At 58.3% G+C, this 22912-nt stretch carries 16 protein-coding genes and 4 pseudogenes; 12 read left to right on the forward strand and 8 right to left on the reverse strand.

The genetic code is table 11. The features are described 5' to 3' along the window. Positions 1 to 177: 177 nt before the first annotated feature. Both tnpC (VW35_RS15785) and VW35_RS15790 read left to right on the forward strand, forming a co-directional pair. Positions 178 to 1769, forward strand: a pseudogene (tnpC, locus tag VW35_RS15785) (IS66 family transposase). A 122-nt stretch (positions 1770 to 1891) separates the two neighbouring features. Then, positions 1892 to 2242, forward strand: coding sequence for a hypothetical protein (locus VW35_RS15790; RefSeq protein ID WP_152662624.1), 351 nt, complete (start codon positions 1892 to 1894; stop codon positions 2240 to 2242). Here the strand turns inward: VW35_RS15790 and VW35_RS15795 are convergent. Together VW35_RS15795 and VW35_RS20730 are read right to left on the reverse strand one after the other, a co-directional pair. After that, complete coding sequence (locus VW35_RS15795) at positions 2239 to 3339, reverse strand: acyltransferase family protein (RefSeq protein WP_161796929.1); 1101 nt, start codon at positions 3337 to 3339, stop codon at positions 2239 to 2241. The genes VW35_RS15790 and VW35_RS15795 overlap by 4 nt on opposite strands. Before the next feature lie 310 nt (positions 3340 to 3649). Further along, entirely contained in the window at positions 3650 to 5626 is a 1977-nt protein-coding gene (locus VW35_RS20730) for an acyltransferase family protein (RefSeq protein ID WP_052951790.1), read from the reverse strand. Between the two features lie 59 nt (positions 5627 to 5685). On the opposite strand from VW35_RS20730, the gene VW35_RS20735 reads away from it, so the two are divergent. Both VW35_RS20735 and VW35_RS21750 read left to right on the forward strand, forming a co-directional pair. Beyond that, complete coding sequence (locus VW35_RS20735; protein WP_052951791.1) at positions 5686 to 6579, forward strand: lysozyme family protein; 894 nt, start codon at positions 5686 to 5688, stop codon at positions 6577 to 6579. Positions 6580 to 6626: 47 nt separating this feature from the next. Then, positions 6627 to 6827 (forward strand): hypothetical protein, encoded by a 201-nt coding sequence (locus VW35_RS21750; protein ID WP_046144067.1) that lies wholly within the window; start codon positions 6627 to 6629, stop codon positions 6825 to 6827. 279 nt (positions 6828 to 7106) lie between these two features. On the opposite strand, the pseudogene VW35_RS21070 reads toward VW35_RS21750, so the two are convergent. Continuing rightward, positions 7107 to 7751, reverse strand: a pseudogene (locus VW35_RS21070) (IS21 family transposase); the annotation flags it as partial. Positions 7752 to 7926: 175 nt separating this feature from the next. Between VW35_RS21070 and tnpC (VW35_RS15825) the strand changes: the two are divergent. Together tnpC (VW35_RS15825) and VW35_RS22300 are read left to right on the forward strand one after the other, a co-directional pair. After that, positions 7927 to 8736 (forward strand): annotated as a pseudogene (gene tnpC, locus VW35_RS15825) (IS66 family transposase); the annotation flags it as partial. A 135-nt stretch (positions 8737 to 8871) separates the two neighbouring features. Beyond that, positions 8872 to 9104: pseudogene (locus VW35_RS22300) on the forward strand (IS5 family transposase); the annotation flags it as partial. Between the two features lie 59 nt (positions 9105 to 9163). Here the strand turns inward: VW35_RS22300 and VW35_RS15830 are convergent. Together VW35_RS15830 and VW35_RS15835 are read right to left on the reverse strand one after the other, a co-directional pair. Next, positions 9164 to 10447: a spermidine synthase family protein gene (locus VW35_RS15830; protein ID WP_152662625.1), complete on the reverse strand. Its 1284-nt coding sequence runs from the start codon at positions 10445 to 10447 to the stop codon at positions 9164 to 9166. Between the two features lie 592 nt (positions 10448 to 11039). After that, a complete protein-coding gene (locus VW35_RS15835) occupies positions 11040 to 12359 on the reverse strand; it encodes a hypothetical protein (RefSeq protein ID WP_046144071.1) in 1320 nt (439 codons plus the stop codon). A 596-nt stretch (positions 12360 to 12955) separates the two neighbouring features. On the opposite strand from VW35_RS15835, the gene VW35_RS22305 reads away from it, so the two are divergent. From VW35_RS22305 to VW35_RS15860, 6 genes are all read left to right on the forward strand, one after another. After that, entirely contained in the window at positions 12956 to 13159 is a 204-nt protein-coding gene (locus VW35_RS22305) for an integrase core domain-containing protein (protein WP_083982904.1), read from the forward strand. A gap of 871 nt (positions 13160 to 14030) precedes the next feature. Then, on the forward strand, positions 14031 to 15320 hold the full coding sequence (locus tag VW35_RS15840) for an ABC transporter substrate-binding protein (protein WP_046144072.1): 1290 nt from the start codon (positions 14031 to 14033) through the stop codon (positions 15318 to 15320). A 62-nt stretch (positions 15321 to 15382) separates the two neighbouring features. Then, positions 15383 to 16276: a carbohydrate ABC transporter permease gene (locus VW35_RS15845; RefSeq protein ID WP_046144112.1), complete on the forward strand. Its 894-nt coding sequence runs from the start codon at positions 15383 to 15385 to the stop codon at positions 16274 to 16276. Positions 16277 to 16279: 3 nt separating this feature from the next. After that, complete coding sequence (locus tag VW35_RS15850) at positions 16280 to 17179, forward strand: carbohydrate ABC transporter permease (protein ID WP_046144073.1); 900 nt, start codon at positions 16280 to 16282, stop codon at positions 17177 to 17179. A gap of 10 nt (positions 17180 to 17189) precedes the next feature. Next, positions 17190 to 18248 carry an ABC transporter ATP-binding protein gene (locus VW35_RS15855; RefSeq protein ID WP_046144074.1) on the forward strand — a complete coding sequence of 353 codons (1059 nt, stop codon included), beginning with the start codon at positions 17190 to 17192 and terminating at the stop codon, positions 18246 to 18248. After that, positions 18245 to 19891, forward strand: coding sequence for an MGH1-like glycoside hydrolase domain-containing protein (locus tag VW35_RS15860; RefSeq protein ID WP_052951792.1), 1647 nt, complete (start codon positions 18245 to 18247; stop codon positions 19889 to 19891). Before VW35_RS15855 ends, VW35_RS15860 begins: the two co-directional genes overlap by 4 nt. A 91-nt stretch (positions 19892 to 19982) precedes the next feature. Here VW35_RS15860 and VW35_RS15865 read toward each other — a convergent pair whose 3' ends face one another. From VW35_RS15865 to VW35_RS15875, 3 genes are read right to left on the reverse strand one after another with little or no spacing between them, the layout of a single operon-like run. Continuing rightward, on the reverse strand, positions 19983 to 21044 hold the full coding sequence (locus VW35_RS15865) for an ABC transporter ATP-binding protein (RefSeq protein ID WP_046144075.1): 1062 nt from the start codon (positions 21042 to 21044) through the stop codon (positions 19983 to 19985). A gap of 9 nt (positions 21045 to 21053) precedes the next feature. Further along, a complete protein-coding gene (locus VW35_RS15870; RefSeq protein ID WP_046144076.1) occupies positions 21054 to 21932 on the reverse strand; it encodes a carbohydrate ABC transporter permease in 879 nt (292 codons plus the stop codon). Next, the gene (locus VW35_RS15875) at positions 21925 to 22860 is read right to left on the reverse strand and encodes a carbohydrate ABC transporter permease (protein ID WP_046144077.1); all 936 of its coding nucleotides are present in this window, start codon (positions 22858 to 22860) and stop codon (positions 21925 to 21927) included. Before VW35_RS15875 ends, VW35_RS15870 begins: the two co-directional genes overlap by 8 nt. Positions 22861 to 22912: the final 52 nt, after the last annotated feature.

Consider the following 22912-nt stretch of genomic DNA (forward strand, 5'->3'; position numbering starts at 1 on the left):
AGCCGGATCCACCTGAGCCATGCGCAACTGCTGGCACTGGTGGAGGGTATGGACTGGAAACGGGTGCACGCGGTGACTGAGAGCCGGCCGCAGTCGGCTGGGTAAAAGCCTGCGGCAGACTGACTCAGTGACGCAAAACCCCAGGCAATCCGGGGTGTTTTATGCCATAATGCGGTCATGGCTCCGACCGATCCGCAACAGCTCCCAGACGACATTGACGCGCTCAAGGCGATGATCGCTGCCGCCCATGCCGAGATCGCCGAACTCAAGGTCATCAACACCACGGCCGACGAGCGTATCGCGCGACTGACCTCGATCGTCGCCATGCTGCAGCGCGCCCAATACGGCACGCGCTCTGAACGGCTACGCCACGACCCGCTCAACGATGAGCAGATGGCTTTCGGGTTTGACGAGATCGAAACCGGCATTGAGGAGATCAAGTCTGGGCTGGAGGCACGCGACAGGAACAGTACCGCTCCCCGCCCGTCGCGGCCGCGAAAAGGCTTTGCTCCACACCTGGAACGGATCGAGCAGGTTATCGAGCCAGACGTGCCGGCCGACTGCGTTGGTCTGGAGGCCGTCCGAATTGGCGAAGACGTCTCCGAACGGCTCGATGTGCCCCCTGCCACATTCCGCGTCATCCCCGGATCAAGTCCGAGGACCACCCGTCGTCCAAAATACGCCTATCGCCTGGCTGACGGCGAAGACCGCATCGTGCAGGCGCCGGCGCCCGATCACCTGATTGTCGGCGGCATCCCCACCGAGGCGATGCTGGCCCAGGTGGCGGTCAGCAAATATGCCGATGGCTTGCCGCTTTACCGGCAAGAGGAAATTTACGCCCGCGATGGCGTGGAGCTGGACCGCTCGCTGATGGCCCAGTGGATGGGGCGGCTGGGCTTCGAACTCGAACCGCTGGCCCAGTACGTCCTTCACACCATCAAACAGGGCGAGCGGATCTTTGCCGACGAGACCCAGTTACCGACCCTGGCGCCGGGCTCGGGCAAGGTGAAGACCGCCTGGCTCTGGGCCTATGCTCGGGACGATCGACCCTTTGGCGGATCAGGACCACCTATGGTGGCCTATCGGTTCGAAGACTCTCGGTCCGGCGATTGCGTCGCCCGGCATCTTGATGGATATCGCGGTATCCTGCAGGTCGATGGCTATACTGCCTATAACCGGCTGGGCAAGCAGAGCGGGGCCAATGATGCCATGACCCTTGCCGGGTGCTGGGCACACGCGCGGCGCAAGTTCTTCGATCTCCACTCCAGCGATGCCTCGCCCTTTGCCAGCGCCGTGGTCAAGGCCATGGCACCGCTCTGGGCCATCGAGGAGGATATCCGCGGCCACGATCCAGAACTGCGTGCCAGCATCCGGGCAGAGCGCTCCAGTCTCATCGTGGCAAAGCTGTTCAACATACTGGACCGGGAGCTGCCGCGCCTGTCAGGCAAGTCCAAACTGGCCGAGGCCATCCGCTATACCCTCAGTCGCCGAGCAGCGCTCGAGCGCTTCCTTATCGATGGTCGTATCGAGATCGATTCCAACATTGTCGAACGCGCCATCAGGCTCCAAACCATCACCCGCAAAAATGCTCTCTTCGCTGGATCGGATGGTGGTGGCCAGACCTGGGCCACGTTCGCCACGCTGCTGACACCGCCAAGATGAACGGCGTCGATCCCAACGCCTGGATCAATCAGACCCTCAAGCGCATCGCGGGAAACTGGCCAAACAGCCAGATCGCCGAACTCATGCCATGGAACTTCAAGCCCTAACGGCCTCGGCTACGCGCTTACGTTCAGCCAATATTCCCTTGGAGTTCTTGAGTGGGTCACTTTGGTCAGTTGTGCAAACCTCTGGTCAAGTTAAGCGGATTAACCCAGTAAGCGGGGCGACTTTGGCTACCATCAACTGTGGCGTCGATGGGCTTTACGGCTTGGGCGTCGGCGGCGGGTTCATTTGGGCCAATGGCCGGAGCGGCGTGGCGAAAATTGATCCTGCGACGAACGCGGTCGTCGCAACTTACAGATATCGCGACTTAACCAGTGGCCAATCGAATGTGTTCGTCTCTAATGGCAAAGCGTACGCCTGCGCTGCGCAGGGCGTCCTGGTCATCGACCTTCTAAGTGGTGCTGCTGATGAAATTGTTTTGGATGGAGGCGGATGCAAATGGGCGCATGCCCTCGCGGGTGGCGACATTGTCATTGGCACCTATTCTGCCCCCTGGCTGTTTAGGCTTGGAATCTAGCTGACGTAGGGCTTTCGTTTGTCGTCGTTCACAAACGGCTTCTCAATGCAGAACCAGGAGGCTGAGGCCAATGCGAGGCAGAAAGCCAGCACCGCCAAGTTGATCAGCCCCACTTGCCATAAGTTGGTGACAGCCTCACTGCCTGGTATTTGGCTGAAATTCAGCCAGAAGGCACGTTGAACGGCGTAGTGAAGAACGTACAGTCCGAAGCTGACCGTGCCAACATTGGCAAGCGACCGAGCCGCCGGGGGCCAGCGAACTGGATTGGCCATCCAGAAGCTGACCAGAAAGGCAGACCAGACCAAGCCCTCAAACTCGGGCAGTATGAGATGCCAACGCCTGAAATTGGTGACACCCCCTCCGTAGTTGACCGTCCAGAGCAAAAACATCACCGCAGCGGCGGACACCACTAAAGCAATCCACCATAGAAGTTTTTTCGATCTATCAGGAGGGCGACGATAAACGGCGTAGGCGAGGCCTACCCCGATCAGGAACTGGTTCGCTCTACCAACTATGGTGAAGTAGTTGATCCGATATAGCTCTTTGCCCTGGTCCCAAAACGGTAGCAGGACAATGAGTTTCATTGCAAACAGCAGAAACATTGCCGGTATCAGAAATCTCAATCCCCGGTCGCCAGCCGCTGCGAATATGAACGGCGCGACGAGGTAAAACTGAAACTCGACCGAAACCGTCCAAAGCGTTCCGGTGATCCCCGAAGGATCGTTGAATGCGGCAGGAGTGTTCCGCAGAAGAAGGGTGGAGGCCAATACCTGACCGAAATCAAGGTCCTGCACAGCGTAAAGCCCGAACAGCAGGACGATAGCGGTCAGAGGCACTATCCGGCGCAGGCGTCGTTCCAAGAAGCGGGCATAGTTGAACTCTCGACCAAAGGTTCCGATGGCCAGAATGAAGCCCGACAGAACGAGAAAGAGCGAAACGCCGCTGTGGCCTTCCCAAAGGACGGCTAGAGGCGGGAAGTCCGCTACTGGCCAGCCGGTGATGCCAATGGCGGTGCGACCGGAATGCATCGCATGATAGAAAAAGACCAGCAGGGCTGCGAGCCCTCTAAGCTGGCGCAACTCATAAATTTCTTTCACTCGGTTGGGGCTGTCCATATCGGGTGATTGGCACGAAAAACAAGCCTGAGCAATCGGCTACTTAGGGCAGCGAAGCCATAGGATACATGCTGCGGCCTAAGCGCCGATCCAAATTCCCCACATCACAGGAAGCCTCCATGGCCAATGCAATCGCGGAAGCGACTTTTCGCGCGAAGGCGCCTGGCATCATGGCCAGGCTCCTGACCGATTTTCCTATTGACGAACGCGGACCTGACCACGCTTGACGTGCTCGGCAATATCCACACCGGTACGGTCACAAATCTCTTTAATCGAGCGTCCGCATAGCTCGCTAATCAGGCTTGAGTGCAGCAGCTAGCCCCGTTAGTTCACCCAGCTGCTGGTAGGCGGCAACAGGCAAATCTCGACGTAGGTGTGTGGCATCTCGCCATATCAATTGGCCACGGAAAGTGCTTATGCAATCGTCGGCATGGCACATTGTCGTCTTTGGCGACACGACTGTCAGCCCATCTCGAGCCAGAGAAGCTAGCATTCCATCGCTTATTGCAAGCTCATCAGGCCGAGAGCTGGCATCGATGTTGGTAGGGCATGGGGCTCGAAATAAGCCGCTAGCCTTTCCAGCGGCACACCGTGTCAGGTTCCTGCCGGGATATGGCAAATTTTCAACGAGAACTACCTTCTTCCCAAGGCGAGTAATGCGGTTCGCGACTTCGGATATTCCGATCCGGATCAGCTCGTTATGTGATAGACCGGCATTGGCTTGATCGTCAGAATAGATGCGGTGACCGGCTAGCTTAGCCCATGAACTAGCAAGCACAACTGTCCTAATGGATGAATCAGAAGCTAGGATAGCCTCCATGTCTTTCTGTACATCTTGACACTGCGACCGAAAGTTGGCCACGGCAGGCCATTCACGATGGATGCTTAGACCTAACGCTGCGGGGCAACTTTCGCGTAAAATGAACGATATGCCTTCTTCCTTGCCGATTACATCTAGGATCGGCACGAGGTGCTGAGCATGACTGTCACCCCAAAGAAGCGCCCGATTTGTTGAGGAACTCCAATCAGCGCCAAAAGAGCATCGCTCATTCGGACTGCCGGTTGGCATTACCTGTGCAGGACACTGCCAAGCCCACATCGCGTCGATGTCGTTGAGGCGAGTTGCTTCTTCCGTGACCCGAATAGGCCAACCCTGGAATGTGGAAATTAGGAGTCCGCTGGAGGATACCAGTGCGGCGATGAGAAAGGCCGAAGGAACGAGCTTCGCAGCACTGAGGGCCAACGCCGATCGAGAGCGGAAGGGTATTTCGACATATCGCCAGCTTATGACGGAAAAAAGCGCCGATATACCAACAAGGACAGTGCTCGCCGTCGTACTTGGCATGTCTCCATTCGCGTAGTGTCGATAGAGCACCAGCACTGGCCAATGCCAGAGATAGAGGCTGTAGCTGATGAGCCCGATGAAAACGATCGGCTTAAAAGAAAGCGCAGCGGACATTAGCGTGTGGTTTTTAGGCCAAACGATGAGGGCTGCGCCAAAGCATGCGTAGGCGGCAGCCAGCCCGGGAAATGCGCCATCGGCTTGGATGAAAAGCAGGCTGTAGGCGATCAGCAGAGCACCGGCCGCAGCCATGATGTTGCCCATCAATCGGTGATGAACTGCGGGAAGAAAGATTAGGGCGGCGCCGACTGCCAATTCCCAGGATCGAGGCAAGGCCAAATAGAAGGCTGCTGTTGGGTCGGTGCTAACAAGATATTGCGCGTAGATTAGTCCGCCTACAACGATAGTGAGGCAAAGGCCCGCGAGAGCGATAGGGCTGCGCAAAAAGCGTAGAGCCAGCCAAAGGATTAGCGGCCAAACCACATAGAACTGTTCTTCGACACCGAGCGACCAAGTGTGCAGCAGAGGCTGCAGTTCCGATGCCTGGTCGAAGTATCCGGAGTTCCAAAGGAAAAACAGGTTCCCGAGCCCGAAAGCGGCGAACGCTGCGCTCTCCCCGAGAGTGGCATAGTCGCCTGGCATAAGGATAAACCAACCGGCTGCCATGGTCACGGCCAGCATCGTCAGGAGCGCTGGGAAGATACGTCGCACCCGGCCGTCGTAGAATCCGAGAATGGAAAACGCCCCGGCTTCCATCTCTTTCCGCAGCTTTGCGGTAATCACAAACCCGCTGATGACAAAGAATACGTCGACACCAGTGAAGCCACCAGGCAGCCAAGTCGCCCCGTAGTGGTAAAGGACAACCGAAAGTACCGCGACCGCGCGAAGTCCGTCGATATCAGGGCGATAGGCTGGCTTTGTGCTCATAGCCGCTCATTGCCACGGCTCTAACCCTCCTTCAACACCAATCACCACAGGAGGCCTTTATGGCCAATGAACGCGGCTTCGACCGCGCGCATAGCCATGGCCTGATCTTACAATCTTCATCATCACAGGAGGCCGATATGGCCAATGCAACCGTGCCGGCCGGCGCGGCGCTTCTGCTCGACTTCATCTACAAGACGGAGACGGGGCGCGCGAAGCCTGAATGCTATGAAGTCATCTTCGGGCACAACCAGGACAAGCTGCCGAAGAAGCTGACATCGATGACGCTTGACGAGGTCGAGGCAGCGCAGGCGACCTGGTCTAAGCTTTATGGTTCCTCAGCGGCCGGCGCCGCGCAGTTCATGCGCAACGCGCTCGATGCACCCAAAACGCTCCGCAATATCGAGGGCGAAATGAGCCTTACCGGCAAGGAAAAGTTCTCTCCCGCCCTGCAGGACCGCATGGCCTTTCATCTGCTCAAGCGCCGCGGCTATCTCGATTTCGTCGCTGGCAATATCACCATGACGCAGTTCGGCAATCGGCTGGCCATGGAATGGGCGTCGCTGCCGGTTCTCTCGGCGATCAAGGGTGCGCATCGACAGCTGAAGCGTGGCCAGACCTACTACGCTGGCGACAAGCTCAACAAGGTGCTGGTCAAGCCCGAAGCTGTCGAGGCGGTGCTTCGGCAGGTGCTAGCTGCAGAAAGCACGCCGATTTCCGCGCCAGTCGTAGTCGACCCCGTGCCTATCCCAACTGTGCCGATGCCAGCGGCGCCAGTGCGGCCCGGCTGGCTACCAGTGACTGCGATCGCCATCATGGCAATTGCGGTCTTTGCCTGGCAGTGGCTGAGCGGGCAAGCGGCGCCCGAGGTGGCAACGGTCTGGCCGAATGGAGCACCGATTCCGCAAACACGCCCGCAGCAATTCTTTGGGGGCTCCGGGTCGAGCTCAGCCTAGTCGCAGAGATCGGCTGGCAGATCGCACTCGCCTTTGTCGGGCCTCTAGTGTCGGCAGCGGCAACGGCGGCCGTCGGCTGGATCGTCTACATGTGGGGCAGGGTGCTGAAAACCGACTTCGATCAGAAGAGCGCTGACAGTCTTCACGCTGCGCTCGAGCGAGGCATGCTTGCGGCCGTCGAAGCCTTAGGCACTCGCGCCGGCAGAGGCAATCTACTGGCGTTCGCTGCCAATTATGCAGAAACGTGAAATGGCGGCACCGTAAAGCGGTTCGGCCTGACGAACGATGCTCTGCAGCAGCTCGCCGTTCCGCATTTGGCGTCGGTCAAAGCCCCGGTGGGTCGCTGAAATGAAAACTATAGAGGAGAGGGCGCGGCATCTCCGCCAGCGGTTCCGGCTGCGCGCTCTCGCTGTTCGGCTGGCGGTCCGAGGCGGCCGGCAAGGGCAAAGTAAAACGGGTAAGCACGAGCACGACGGGGACCGGAACGGCGGACGGCACGGCCATCGAGGTTTTCGTGGATGGCATGCTGCTTGGACGTCGAGATTGCGGAAGGCAGCCGAGAGGCTGTCGCTACGATGATAATGCGGAGCGCCGCCGGCTGACCACAAGGCATTCTGCAGCCCCTCGGCCAGGGCAACAAAGCTCTCCCCACCCAGAATGACATGGGCGTGTTCAAAGCCGGACCATGGCAGACGGAAGTGGTACAGCAGGTGATTAAGCCGATGCCCGGCAATGGTAACGCCAAGCCCGCCCATGTCGGTAAAGTCCGAAAGCCCCATCCGTCCCGGCTCGTGGACCTGCCGGAAGATGACCTCTCGTTCTGCACCATGGATGGCGCGCCAGGCGCGAATACGACGCTCTAACGTGCGGCGAATGCCCGGCTGCAGGTCGGGGTGCCGGCGCAGCAGTTCTTCATAAATGGCAACAGGTCGCAGCCCGGGTGCTGCCTGCAGCAGTGGCACAACTTCAGCCTCGAAAATGTGCTCCAGAGGGTCAAGCCGCCGGCGCCCTCGGGGTTCTCGCCTCTGAGACGGTAAGAGCGGGTCCTGTACCAGCCGGTAACCTGTCGCGCGGCTTATCCCGGCCTTGGCTGACGCTGTCTCGATGGTGTGGTTTTGTCTGAGCTTCATGAAAAGCCTCATCTGATGATCGGTTACATGGCGCCCCGGCACAAAGGTGGTTCCCCAATCCTGAAAACCACCACTTTAATGGGACGGCCGTGATCACAGACCCCGAAATCGGGCAAAGCGATTGTATGTGCCTCCGGTCGGACTACGCCCTCCCTGCGACACACACCAACCGCTCCGTCTCATCCTGATTGACGCTGAATCTCACCCACTTTGCCGCGCTGCAGAGACCCGATTGCCGACCCTGGCGCCGGGCTCGGGCAAGGTGAAGACCGCCTGGCTCTGGGCCTATGCCCGGGACGATCGGCCATTCGGTGGATCAGGACCGCCGATGGTGGCTTATCGCTTCGAAGACAGTCGATCAGGCGATTGCGTCGCCCAGCATCTGGATGGCTATCGCGGTATCCTGCAGGTCGACGGCTATGCCGCCTATAATCGGCTGGGCAAGGATCGTGGCGCCAATGATGCCATGACCCTGGCCGGGTGTTGGGCCCATTCGCGGCGCAAGTTCTTCGACCTGCATGCCAGCGATGGCTCGCCCTTTGCCAGCGCTGTGGTCAAGGCGATGGCGCCCCTCTGGGCCATCGAGGAGGATATCCGCGGCCACAATGCCCAACTGCGCGCCAGCATCCAGGCCGAGCGCTCCCGCCCCATCGTCACCGAGCTGTTCGAAATGCTGGACCGGGAGCTGCAGCGCCTGTCTGGCAAATCCAAACTGGCCGAGGCCATCCGCTATACCCTGAGCCGCCGCGACGCCCTAAAGCGCTTCCTCGCCGATGGTCGTATCGAGATCGACTCCAACATCGTCGAACGCGCAATCGGTCCGCAGACCATTACCCGCAAGAATGCGCTCTTTGCCGGCTCCGATGGTGGTGGGCGAGCCTGGGCCACAATCGCAACGCTGCTTACTACCGCCAAGATGAACGGCGTCGATCCGCACGCATGGCTGACCCAGACGCTGCACCGCATCGCCGGCGGCTGGCCCAACAGCCAGATTGCCGAACTGATGCCCTGGAACTTCAAGCCATAACGGCCCCGGTTACCCGCTTACCGACCAGCTCGTGTTGACAAAGTAGATTCCAAATCGGGCTTGCCGCGGTTCAAGACTGCTTTTTTGGAGCCAGTGTTGGCATAAGGGGATTTGTCGGCCACGGATTGGCGGTAATCGCCAGGAAGCGGGTGCAAAAGTGGGACCTATAAAGAGACTTTTGGTCGATCACGCGGCGGCTTTACGTGCAAAATCCACGCTCGCTCAGACGGCCAGGGGACGCCCTCTTGGCTTTGTCCTGACGGGCGAGGAGGCTTTCGACTGTGCCGCCGTCCTGACTTGATGGCGATGCCGGTGGGAAGCCGTACTTGCTCTTAGTCAACAAAGGATACTATTGCAACGCCGTGCGCCAGGATTAGCCGCCGCAAAGATTTGGACCCTGACTTTATCAACAGAACCTAGTGGTAGTCTACGCGATTATTGGTTCAAGTCGCTGCTTCCTCAGTACCACTCCACCCGCGCATCCTACAGCAACCGGTATCGCAATGGCCAAGACGGTAAGATCATGAGTAAAAGCCATAATACCAACGAAGGCAAGCGCGAAAAGTGGGTTACTTCTACTGAGCCATACCACGACTCCTGCCAGTGCGACAGCAAGAGCTATTCCTGCCAAGCCGTAAGCAACTGCAAAAAACAAATACTGGTTATGAGGGGCTAACTCGTGCGCCCTCTCTGCGCCCTGGCCCAACAAAGTCATCTCCTGAAGGGCATTGGTCATCAAGATTATGCGAGCCGCGCCGGAATCTACGTCACCAAGCGTTTCAGCAACCTCCATGGCTTTGGCCTTACGCACTTCGGCTTCTCTCTGCTTCTCAGCCTCAGTGGCAGGAGGGCTGTCAATGTTGCCGCCACCGAAAGTCTCAACCTCGTTAAGTGACGCTATCGCCGTGAGCGCAGTCGACGCGGAGTTAGTAGCAGCAGTCGAAACCACCTCGTTAATCTTAAACGCGAAGCCTATAAGGCCAAAGCATACTAGTGCGGCTGCGGCCGTGCGCGCAATTTCTCCTCGTTCCAGTCGCAAAGGTTTACGCCGGTTCCGCCACAACCAAATGGAAGCAGAAAGCGCCGCAGCAACGGATAGAACTAAAAGTGAGGTGCGCGAGACAGTCGCCAGAACTCCCGCAGTAGTAACGACTGCGTAGGCTCCTTTCCACTTCCTAAGCACAAATGGAAATGCGCCTGTGCCGCTGAGGACAAGAGCCGAACCAGCGACGTTCGGGTTTTGAAGTAAGCCTGCTGAACGGCCGACGGTGGTCGAGAACGTGCCGGGGAAATACATCTCCGTCAGAAGCGCAACCGCCGCCACGCAAGACAAAATTGCGCTTATTCTAAACGGTAACAACGAGGCCGCCCCCACCAACAGAGAGAGCAAAATAGAAACTACAATCGCCAACATGATGAGACTGCGGCTGGCCACACCTATCGGAGGATGAATTGTGGCTAAGACGGCTATTGCTAAGAGCACCAGGTAAAGCGGAGCCATCTCGGGAAGCAAAGAGCGATCCGGAAATGCTACAGTGGCAGTGGCTAGCCCGCACGTGGCCCAGAAACCATAGTAGAACAACCTCGGAACAATGGAAGAGAATTCAATCCCGTTTGTTGCATAAGCATAGATGCCAGTTTGGAACAGTAGTAAACATAACACAGACAAAACCAATGCGGCGCCGCGCACAGGAATCCAGTGACCATGCATCAACTTCTTCCCCTCGGAACGGCCACGGTGAAACACTAGGCGGGCACAAAGGTCAAACGCTTAATGCTATGAGACCTGATTGCCGAGCATCGGTTCATGCGGCAACGTATCATCCACATCCCACCCTCTGGCGTTACTCGTGTCTCTGGTGGTGTTTGGCAAAACGGTCGGTTGCCGCCGCGCGACTTCGCGCACTTTCGCTCCTGGATCGACAATCCGCGCCTTCATATATTCGGGCCACTTCCGATTACCGCTCCATCTCATGCCATTGTGAGAAAGCCCGTCGAGCATCCACGGCCAAACTCCAGTCTCACAGGCAATTCGCGCGCAATCTCATGATCGTCAATATGGCGGAACGCGGGGCACCACGCCGCTTACGATATAGCTGAGGCGGCAGGCGCTAATGAATGTTCGACACCAAAGCGAAACCTGCTCCTTTCCGATGTCGCCCGAGCGTGCTCCGCAAGAATATCAGTATTGCTGGCGCAGACAGGTTGTCGGCCGCGTTAACGCTGCAATCAGAATTAGTGTCTGAACGCGGCTTGCCTATCAGCACGTCGCCCGAAAGCGGCTGGAGATCGCGCAGATCGGATCAAGGTGCATCCTTGCCTCTGTGCGCCATCCTCAGGATCGCCCATACAGCTGCTGCAATGATGAACGCAGAGATCGATGTGTAGATCACCTGCTTCAAAATGCCAACCTCTGCGAGCAAGTCATTCCGGTGAAAATAGAAAGCCAGCCACGTTGCGACCACTGCAACGACGCCCTTCAAAGTGCCGGCGCTGGCTGTGAAAACCACGTTAAGTATCCCCAATAATATCACGAAGCTGAGAACGAAAATCCCAACCATCGGCAATCCTCCGGCAGCGTATGCTTGTGCCCAAGGCGAGTTCGCCATCCCATAGGTCATGTCAGGGAAGAGGACTGGCTGAAACATTTGATTGAAACTCACAGGCGCTTCGGGCGGCAGCCCGAATATTGTGACGGCACCGGGAATTCCAGTCGCTATCTGCAGTAGCAAGTAGCTCGCGTCCGTGGTAAAATCATGATCGATAACGGAGTTTAGTACTGACTGAATAATGAAAGGCTCAGAGTGTAAGATTGCCTCGAGGTACGGCGCGGCTGTGCCGAGGTGTGCAAACAGCGTTTCGACTTGGCCTTCGTCCAGGTTCAAGGGGGTGGCGGGCAAAGGCACCACTCTAACCATTTCGATGGGGCAGGCATCGTTCACCAGGTACTTGAGAGTATAGGCGACCTGAGGGAAGAGGAAGAGCGCTACGCCGCAGGCGAGGATGGCGCTTATGACTATCGCTGCCTGTCTACCGCCTTGGAAAATTCGATGGCCGGAAAGCATGGCAGCACCGATTAAAGTGATCGCAGCCCCTGTACGGAAGCCGATATAGACCTCCATCATGAGAAAAAGTGCCGCAATGCCCATGATCCAATATTGGCGGGTAATTAGTCCTGAAACAGCCGCAAGCGGCAGTGCATAGGAAGCGAGATAGTACCACCCGTCTATCTGAGCGAGCATGACGTTCTTCTCGCACAGGTAATAAACACCGACCGTAGATAGCGACATAGCAGTGCCGACGACTACTACTCCCAGCAATATGGTGGGCACGAACGTCGTGGACTGCGGCACCGAAAGTGCTCTAATCTGGATGCGGTCAACAGCAAATGTTGTGGCGACTATGGCTGCGATTACCAAAGCCATCACTAGGTATGTCTCTGAGGCGAGTTGCTGTGTGACGCTTGCGCCGTTGCCTACAGGAATAGACGCCCAGCCGAAGAACCCTGGCGCGAAATAAATTAAAGCGGAGGCGAAGGCTACCGCTACGGGATCTGTTTTCTTGCGGGCCCAGAACCAAACCAGCCCTGCAAGACACAGCGCAAAGAATGCAATTTGTGTCATGTTTTCTATGGGGTTCCGTCAAATAAGCGTAGTTTCATAGCTGTATTATCAGTCAATATTGGATAACTACGGTCCACCGAACGAAACCCCGTCACCGCACGGCTGGAGAGTTGCTGCAGGCGAGGACGTCACACACAAGATTGAGACTACGCTAATGCTACAGCGCGCTGTAGATCAGCATCCCAGCCGCAGAGTTGTCTGTGTATGCACCATGCGTTGTTCGCCCCTGGGACTGCGTTAATCTGCCATAACATGGTTCGGTCTTCCGAGGTAGCCGACGAAATGACAAACACTCTAACCCTCCTGGTCGAGCCCCCCGACAGGTCTCACACGAAATTATGGGCTACTCCTATCGCGGCAGACAGGTCCCTCATATCATTTCAGCATGGATATGTTTTGGCGTGCAACGTTGCTCCCTACTGACCATCGGGGACCCTTCGTCACGGTTCTCGCTGGCGATCGATCCCCGGATCAGCTATCGTTGCGCGGAATTCCTTTTAGCTTTGATAGAGGTCTGCGCACAGATCGGCTATCCGCAGTCCGCGTCGATCAGGCCCTGGAGGGGCCTCGATCTGTAAGCTTACCAGAGGGGCGTTGTGCTCGCTTTCAGCCCGCTAGGCAAACCAACGGACAACGCCTTCATCGAACGCTTCAACGGCAAGTTTCGAGCCGAGGGCCCGAACGAGCACTGGCTCCTCGGCCTCGGCGACACACGGGCAAAATGGAGGAATGGCGCAAAGACTGCAACGAAGTCCGCCCATACAGCGCCATCGGCGACAAGCCGCCGATATCGTCCATAAATGCCTACGGCGCATCCGGTCCATCGTGAGAACATTGCTGGAAAATCTCCCGGCCGGGTGGTCCAACTTCGGGGTGCATATCAGAGGGCAAGTACTGTCGGGTCATGCGGCTGAAATAATAGGTCTGGCTTTGCGCCCATCATCCTTGGTCCCACACAACGGCGATGGAGGCAAAATGTCCGATAACGCCGAATATCGGACACGCATCCACCCCTATCTCTTCAAGTGCCTTCGCAAATCCGAAAACTGACTTTGCGAATTGAAATGAAGGCATGAGAGGCGCAAAGCCGCAAGATCGACCGCGCTTGGTCAAATGTGCTGGCTCCCTTGTGTCATCCCCCACGCGACATCCAACAACACCATCGCGGCCATCGCCCCCTTGACTTGTATGGAAGTTGCGGCGATGTTGCCGCCCTCTGAGCGGGATAAACCTCTCAGGAACGGCCGGAGACACGTCATGGGCCCAAGGGCCCAGCCAGGGTATGTGGTCAAGCGTGCGCTACGCGGTACGTCTTCTGTCTGACCGTCTAAACCACGGACAGATGTTCGTATCGACCTTCTGAGTTGCCCGCAAAAAGAACTCAACCGTGCGGTCGCGGTTGGCGGGACATCCCCTTCCCAGCAGCGCCGCATCTGGACCCCAAACGGGGCAGCGGGAGGATGGAATGGTCATCAGCGCATTCAATGATGCGGCCCGGCTTCGGAGGCACCGCGCTTTTGCGCGCGGCCTCTTCTTATCTTCTCCCCAACACTGACCAACTCTAGCCGAACGCAGCCTCTAGGCCGGCGAGAGGTACGTTCATCACCATCCATTTCGGTCGCTTTTGCGGAATGCCGCTCCGAAATCAAAATTGCTCAAGGGAGGAACACGATGGGCAAATTCACGAGACGAACTTTCTTGAGCGTGACCGGGTCGGCTATCGCCCTCTCGGCCATGCCGCGTTTGGCTTTCGCAGAGGACACAGCCGTCCGCCATTTCTGGTGGGGCAATCCGGAGCGCGACAAGCGCACCTTTGCAGTGATCGATATCTACAATTCCAAAAATCCCGGCGTCAAAGTCTCGGGCGAAACACTCGGTTTTGCAGACTATTTCACCAAGCTCACGACCCAGATCGCCGGCGGGAATATGCCTGACGTGATCCAGCAGGGTTATGGCGTACTGTTCGAATATATCGCCAATGGCGCTGTCGTGCCGCTCGATGATTATGTCGGCAAAAGCCTCGACATCTCGAAAATGGACCAGAGTGCCATCGATGCAGGCACGGTCGACGGAAAGTTCTATGCGCTCTCGATCGGCGCCAATTCGCATATGGCGATGTACAATACGCGCCTTTTCGAAGAGGCCGGGGTCAATATCGGCGAAACCTTCGATCCTTATGCCTATACCTATGATCAGTTGAAAGACATCGCCAAGGCGATCAAGGACGCAACGGGCGTTGCCGGCACCGACGACAACACCGCCGACTACCAGAACTTTTCCGACTTCACCGTGCAAAAGGGCGCCAATCTTTACAACGAGGACGGCTCCTATGGGCCGACCCAGGAAATCGTCGAAGAGTATTGGAGCACCTGGGGCTCGATCCGCGATGCCGGCGGCACCCCTCCGGGGCCGGAGTCGGCAGCCCTTGCCGGCGTTTCTGAACTCAGCCAACTCGGCGTCGTCACCGGCAAATCGGCCATGACCTATCTCTGGAGCAATCAGCTCGTCGGTGTGCAGGGCCTGATGCAGGATACACTTGGGGCTGCGGTCTATCCGAACACGCCGGACATGATCCCGGGTTCCGTCATTCAGCCGAGCCAGTTCGTCTGCCTCACCCGCGACAGCGCCAATCCCGAAGCGGCCACCGCCTATATGAGCGCCTTCGTCAACGATCTTGACATGACCAAGGTGCTTGGCCTCGAGCGCGGCATTCCTTCCAATGCCGACGTGCGCGCTGCGCTCGAACCCGACCTGTCGCCGGCTGAAAAGGTCTCGGTCGATTTCTTCGACAAGATCCAGGGCAAGACCGCCGCTCTGCCTGCTCCGCCGCCTGCTGGGGCGGGTGAAGTCGAGCAGACTTTCGAGCGCCTGGCCGTGTCGGTGCTTTTGGGCGAGCGCAGTATTCCTGAGGTCGCGACCGATTTCCTCAATCAGGCCAAGGCCATACTGGCCCGCGCCTGACCACGGCCATGCCCCGCCGTCGCTTTCGAGCGATGGCGGGGTTTCTTTTCGACGAGGCTTGGATGCATAAATTCCTCAAACGAAACTTTGCCGGCTATGCCTTCCTATCTCCTTGGCTTATCGGCTTTTTCTTTCTCGCCATCGGGCCGATCCTCGCCTCGCTCTATCTCAGCTTCACCAAATACAACGTGGTTCGGCCGCCCCAGTGGATCGGGCTCGACAACTACTTTTACATGTTCCAGATGGACCAGCGCTTCTGGAAAGCGCTGCAGGTCACGTTCACTTTCGTTACCGTTTCGGTACCGCTGAAATTGATGTTCGCGCTTTTTGTCGCGATGGCGCTCGATAAAGGCATTCGGGCGATCGGCTGGTACCGCGCGCTCTTTTATCTGCCATCCATTCTGGGCGGCTCGATCGCCGTCGCCATCCTTTGGCGCCAGCTGTTCAATTATGACGGCGTCATCAATTCCATCCTGCGCCTTTTCGGTGGCGATGGTCCCTATTGGCTTTCCGATCCAAAATATTCGCTTTGGACGCTGATCGTTCTTGCCATCTGGCAGTTCGGCTCGCCCATGCTGATCTTCCTGGCTGGCCTCCGCGCCATTCCGCAGGAGCTTTACGAGGCTGCCGAAATCGACGCGGCGGGCCCAGTGCGCAAATTCTTCGCGATCACCGTGCCGCTTCTTGCGCCCGTCATTTTCTTCAATCTGGTGCTGCAGATGATCGAGGCCTTCAAGAGCTTTTCCGGCGCCTTCATCATTTCGGGCGGCACCGGGGCGCCGCTCGATAGTCTCCTCTTCTTCACCGTCTATCTCTACAACGAGGCCTTCAGTTTCCTCCGCATGGGCTACGCCTCGGCGCTCGCCTGGGTGCTGCTCTTGATCATCGCCGCCTTCACCGCCATCGCCTTCTGGACCTCGAAATACTGGGTCCATTACGAGAACGAGAGAGGCTGAGCCATGACCGACACCACCCTCAGTGCCCTCGATACTGCAGAGATCGCCCGCGCCTATCGCGAGGCCAAGGCCAGGCGCGCCAAACGCTCGGCTATCCTCAAGCACATCTTCCTGATCATCACCTCGCTGATCATGGTCTATCCCCTCCTCTGGATGCTCGCGAGCTCCCTTAAACCCGACAATGAGATCTTCGGCGATCTCGGGCTCTGGCCCAGCGAGTTCCAGTGGCAGAATTACTGGGCAGGCTGGAATGCCCTGCCCGTCAGCTTCACGCGGTTCTTCTGGAATTCGACCGTCGTCACCGTTCTCTCGGTGATCGGCAATGTCATCTCGTGTTCCTTTGCCGCCTATGCCTTCGCCCGGCTCGAATTCTCAGGCAAGACGCTCTGGTTCGCCCTGATGATGATGACCTTGATGATCCCCTATCACGTCGTCCTCATTCCTCAATACCTCCTGTTCCTGAACCTTGGCTGGGTCGACACCTACCTGCCTCTGATCGTGCCGCGGTTCCTCGCCGGCGACGCCTTTTTCATTTTCCTCATGATCCAGTTCTTCCGCCAATTGCCGCGCGAACTCGACGAAGCGGCGATGATCGATGGCTGTTCACCTTTCAAGATCTATTGGGCCATCATCATGCCGCTCTCGCTGCCGGCCATGGCGACAGCCGCGATCTTCTCGTTCATCTGGACCTGGGAGGATTTTCTGGGGCCGCTCGTCTACCTCAACGATATCGAGGACTACACCGTCCCCCTCGCCCTCCGCAGCTTCATCAGCTCCGATGGCGTCAGCCAATATGGCCCGATGTTCGCCATGTCGATCCTTTCGATCCTGCCGATCATCCTTTTCTTCATCATCTTCCAGCGTCTGATCATCCGCGGCATTGCCATGAGCGGACTAAAGTAAAGAGGCTTTCATGGCGTCCGTTACCCTTAGCCAGGTTCGCAAATCCTATTCCGGTTTCGAAGTCGTCCACGGCGTCGATCTTGCCGTGCAATCGGGCGAATTTCTCGTCCTTGTCGGCCCATCGGGCTGCGGCAAGTCCACCCTGCTCCGCATGATCGCCGGGCTCGAAGACATCACCGATGGGACGATCGGCATCGGCGATCGCATCGTCAACGACCTGCCTGCCAGCCAGCGCAATCTCTCGATGGTCTTTCAGTCCTATGCGCTTTATCCGCATATGAGCGTGCGCAAGAATCTTGCCTTCGGCCTCTCCAATCTTCGCATGCCCAAAGCCGAGATCGACCGCCGCGTCGCCGAGGCGGCGCGCATCCTCCAGATCAACGAGTTGATGGACCGCAAGCCGCGCCAGCTTTCCGGCGGCCAGAAGCAGCGTGTCGCCATCGGCCGCGCCATTGTTCGCGAACCCCAGCTCTTCCTCTTCGACGAGCCGCTTTCGAACCTCGACGCTGAACTGCGGGTGCAGATGCGGGTGGAGCTGGCCAATCTCTACAATCGCCTCGGCACGACGATGATCTACGTCACCCACGACCAGACCGAAGCCATGACCATGGCAACGCGGATCGCCGTGCTCAACAAGGGCAATCTCGAACAGGTCGGCACGCCCTACGAGCTCTACAACAGCCCCAAAAACCTCTTCGTCGCAAGCTTCATCGGCTCGCCCAAAATGAACCTGATCAAGGGCAGGGCAACAGCCGGAGACGTTAGCCTCACCGGCTTCGGCACCCTGCCTCTGTCGGTCGGCACGGGCGACGTCACCGTCGGCATTCGCCCCGAACACCTGCGCATCGGCGAGCCAGGCGACGTCACCATCGAGGGCACGATCACGCTCGTTGAATATCTCGGCAGCGAACTTTTCGTTTACGTGGCCCTTGCCGATGGACAAACCGTGCTCGCCCAGGCCCCCGGCCACGCCAAGCACACGCGCGGCGATAAAGTCAGTTTGGGCCTCAATGGCCGCGATGCTCATGTCTTCGACGCTAACGGCTCACGCATCGAGGTCCCTGCGTGACCTCCAGCATTCTCGACACGCTGCGCAATCAGCAGACCGCGTCCCTTATCGGCCCGCTAGCAAAACCTGCCGATGAGGCACTGCTCGACGAGTGGCTGGCTTCAGGCGTCGCTTTTGCCTCGAGCAATCAGCACCTTACCGACCGATATTATCAGGCGGTCCGCGAGCTCTTCGACTGCATCGCCCCGGCCGCCGACGACACGCCGATCCTTCATGAAGGTGGCATCTATCACGGCTGCTGGCTTGAAAGCACCGGCACCATCAATGCCGAAATCCTCACCCGCTTCCTCCCCTCGATCACGACGGCAACTTTCTCGGCCTTCGCCAAGTATCAGCGCGCGGATGGGCTTTTCCCTTATAAGCTGACGCCGCAAGGTGCGGGCTTCAGCCAGATCCAGCTTGTCAGCCCCCTCGCCCGCTCGGTCTGGAACCACTATCGGTTGAACGGCCTCGAAAAGACTTGGCTCGATTCGATGTTCTCAGCCATGGCGCGTTATGACACCTGGCTCGCGACCTATCGCGATACGTTGGGCACTGGCGCGGTCGAAGCCTTTTCGACCTATGACACGGGCCACGACCTCTCGTCGCGCTTCTGGCACGTACCTGATAGCCCGTTCGGCAACGATCCGACGCGCTGCGACCCGGATAACCCCATCCTCCCGTTCATCGCGCCTGACCTAACCGCCAACATCGCCTGCCAGCGAGACTATCTCGGCCGGATGGCGTTGGCTTTGGGACAAGATAACAGAGCCTGGAACACCAAAGCCGATGCCAGCCGCGCTGCGCTTTTCGCCCAATGCTTTGATGATGAAGACCAGTTCTTTTATGATCGTGATCGCCACGGCAGGCCCGTCCGCGTCCAGTCCGACGTTCTTCTGCGGGTGCTCGCCTGCGAGATCGGTACTTCCGGCCAATTCCGCACCGCGCTCGAGCGCTACCTGCTCAACACGGCAAAATTCTTCGCCAAATTCCCGCTGACCTCTATTGCCCTCGACGATCCGCGCTTCGATCCCAATTTCGCGCAGAATAGCTGGGCCGGCCCGAGCAATTTCCTGACGCTGATCCGGACGCCCCATGCCTTCGAGCATCATGGCCACCACACCGAACTCACCTGGATCATGCAGCCGACGCTGGCGGCGCTGTTCGAGGCTGACCGCTTTCCGCAGACCCTGAACCCTTTCACCGGCGCTGCGGGATTTACGGAGAAATATTCGCCATCGATCCTAACCATGCTCGACTTCATCGAGCGCCTGTCCGGGATCCTGCCGCGACCCGATGGGGCGGTCTGGTTTACGAGCGTTCTGCCCAAACCAGTCCTTCATAGGCACGAAACATGGGAAACCGCCTATGCCCGGACGATCGGCGGCGTGCGGTTCGAACTGCTGAACACGCAAGATGGCGGCGAAATCTACCGCAATGGCCAATTGCTGTGCCGCTTCCCCGCTGGTGTCCGGGTTGAACTGGACCGGTCGGGCGACCTCAGAGGTGCAACGGCGCTAACAGCCAGAGGCGTCGAGGGAATTCTCTGGTATGCGGGACAAAATATCGACCTGGCTTTGAGCGCCAATGCCAGCCTAAAGTGGCGCGAAAACCAATGGACTGAAGATCCTGGTCCTGGGCTCGTGCTTCCCCAATATCAGTGAGAGAGCGGCGGTAAGATCTCCACATCGCAAGCCGCCTCGTTCGTGACTGGGCTGAGACAGCTCACTGTCACGAACGAGGCGTGGTTCTCGATCAGTTAAGGCTCACCCGCTCGCCGGTTCGGCTATCGAAGACGTAGGTCTGGCGCGGATTGGTGATGATGTTCAGGCTCTCACCCGGATTGATGGTCTCTTCGCCACTTACGGTCACGACCACCGGCTGGCCCGAGACATCAACCGTGACGAAGGTCTGCCCTCCCGTCGGTTCAACGAAGCTGACTTGTCCGGAAATGCCAGAACTGCCCAGCTGCAGATGTTCGGGGCGGATGCCCACGGTGACTTTTTCTCCGTCGGACACCTTTGGACCGGGCTCGAAGGCGAAAACCTCGCCCCCCGCGGTGCGCGCGGTGTTGCCCGAGACGGTGGCGTCGAAAAAGTTCATGGCTGGGGAGCCGATAAAGCCGGCGACGAAAAGATTGGCAGGCTGGCGATAAAGCTCCATGGGCGAACCGGCCTGCTGGATGACGCCGCGGTTGAGAACCACGACCCGATCGGCCAGCGTCATCGCCTCAACCTGGTCGTGCGTCACATAGACGGACGTCACGCCGACCTTCTTGTGGAGCGCCTTGATTTCGGAGCGCATCTGCACACGCAGCTTGGCATCGAGATTGGACAGCGGTTCATCGAAAAGGAAAACGGAAGGGTCCCGAACCACAGCGCGGCCCATGGCGACGCGTTGGCGCTGCCCGCCGGAGAGCTGGCTGGGCTTGCGATCAAGCAGGGGTTCGAGCTCGAGCATTTGCGCGGCCTGGCGGACGCGGCTGTCGATCTCGGCTTTTGGCTTGCCCGCAAGCTCGAGATTGAACGCCATGTTCCGGTAGACATTCATATGCGGGTAAAGCGCATAGGACTGGAACACCATGGCAATGTTCCGCTCGCGCGGCGTCAGGTCGTTGACAACGTCGTTGCCGATCGAGACTTCGCCGCCGGTAATATCCTCCAGCCCCGCAATCATCCGCAGGATCGTCGATTTGCCGCAGCCCGAGGGGCCAACGAGAGCAACAAACTCGCCATCGTCGATCTTGAGATTGATGCCTTCGATGACCGAGACCGTGCCGTAGTTTTTGGCGATGTTGCGAAGTTCCAAGCCGGCCATGAAAGCCTCCTACTTGACGGCGCCGGCAGTGAGCCCGGCGATGATATGTTTCTGCGCGGCGAAAAAGACGATGACCGTGGGCAGGATGGTGAGGGTGATGAAAGCAAGGATCAGCTGCCAGTCGGTACTGAATTCGCCGCGATAGACCATGATACCAAGCGGCCAGGGATATTTGCTTTCCGAATTGAGCATGATCAGCGGCAGGATGTAGCTGTTCCAGCTGCCGACGAACGAGATGATCCCGACCGTTGCAATGATCGGCCGGCTCAGCGGCAGCGAAATGTGCCAGAAGAACCGCAGATAGCCGGCGCCATCGACGAAAGCGGCATCGAAAAGCTCAGTTGGCAGGCTGCGGAAGTAGTTGCGAAAGAGCAGGATGCTCATGCCGAGCCCGAACGCCACCTGCGGCAGCACCACACCCCAATAGGTATCAAGAAGGCCAAGGTCGCGGATGCGGATAAAGAGTGGCAGGATGGCCGTGGCCGCCGGGAACATCAGCCCGATCAGGAAATAATTGAGCAGGAACTGCGAGCCGAAGAATTTGACATGGGCGAAGGTGAACGCCGCCATTGCAGCGAAAGCCAAGGTCAGAAAGACCGTGAGCCCCGCGATAAGCAGCGAATTGCCCATCTGCAGCCAGTAGCGCTGGGAAAAAAGGATGTCCGAATAATTGGAAACCATCCAGGTGGACGGCAGGCCGAAAGCGTTGCCGCGCAGGTCGCCGAGAGTCTTGAAACCCCCGAGCGCGGTCGTCACGAGCGGAATGACGACCAAGGCCGCGACGATGATGAGGCAGGTATAAAGATAGGCCTTGGTGCCGAAGCGCAGGCTGCGGCCCGGTGTCTGGGCCTTGGCGGCATCGATGGGATTGATGGCGGTGTCAGTCATTTTTCATGAAGATCCGCTTGTAGGAGAAAGCGAGGGTGACGCAGATGACGAAGAGCACGACGCCCACGGCCGAGCCGAAGCCGACCTGCATGCGCATGACGCCGAAGCTATAAAGGAAGGTCACGAGCGTCTGGGTGGAGTTCGATGGACCACCGCCGGTCAGCGGCATGATCATGTCGAAGAGCTGCAGCGAGCCGACGACTGCGAAGAATACCGAGAGGCGGACTGTCGAGCCCAGGAGCGGTAAGGTGACGCGACGGAATTTCTGCCAGCCTGTCGCGCCGTCGATGTCAGCGGCTTCGAGCACGCTTTTGTCGATCGCCTGCAGACCCGCGATAAAGAGCATCATGTGGAAGCCGAAATACTTCCAGACGATCACGCCTAGCACCGCCGAAAATGCGGCATTCTTGTCGGCGAGCCAGAACGGCGCATCCAGCCCGAACGTGTGGTAGATATTGGCGACGAGACCGAATTCGCCGTCATAGACGAAGCGCCAGATCATGCCGGCCGCCACATCGGCGAGCACATAGGGCAAGAAGAAGATCAGCCGGAAAAAGGTCGCGCCCTTGATATGCTTTGTGACCATGGTCGCAAGCCACAGCGCCAAGGGCACCTGGATACAGATCGAAACGAGGATGATCAGGCCGTTATTGACGAGGGCGTTCCGGAACGCGCCCTGACGAAAGATCAGCTCATAGTTTTTCCAGCCGATCCACTCTGTCGGCAGGCCATAGCCGTTCCAGTTGTAGAACGAATACCAGGCCGCCTCGCCCATCGGCAGAATGACGAACACGGTGAACAAGAGCAGGGCCGGCGGCAGGAAAAGCACCAGCACCGGCCATTTGCCGCGGATGCGTGCGCGTCTAACTTTGGGGCGGGACAGCGCGGTTCCTGCAGACAGGCCCGTGGCTGCAACAGTCTCGGTCATCTTTCTCGCCTTTCAACGATCAAAGGGAGAAGCGGGCAGCCCTTGAGCTGCC

Origin of the sequence: Devosia soli (assembly GCF_000970455.1) — a bacterium.
GTDB lineage: Bacteria > Pseudomonadota > Alphaproteobacteria > Rhizobiales > Devosiaceae > Devosia > Devosia soli.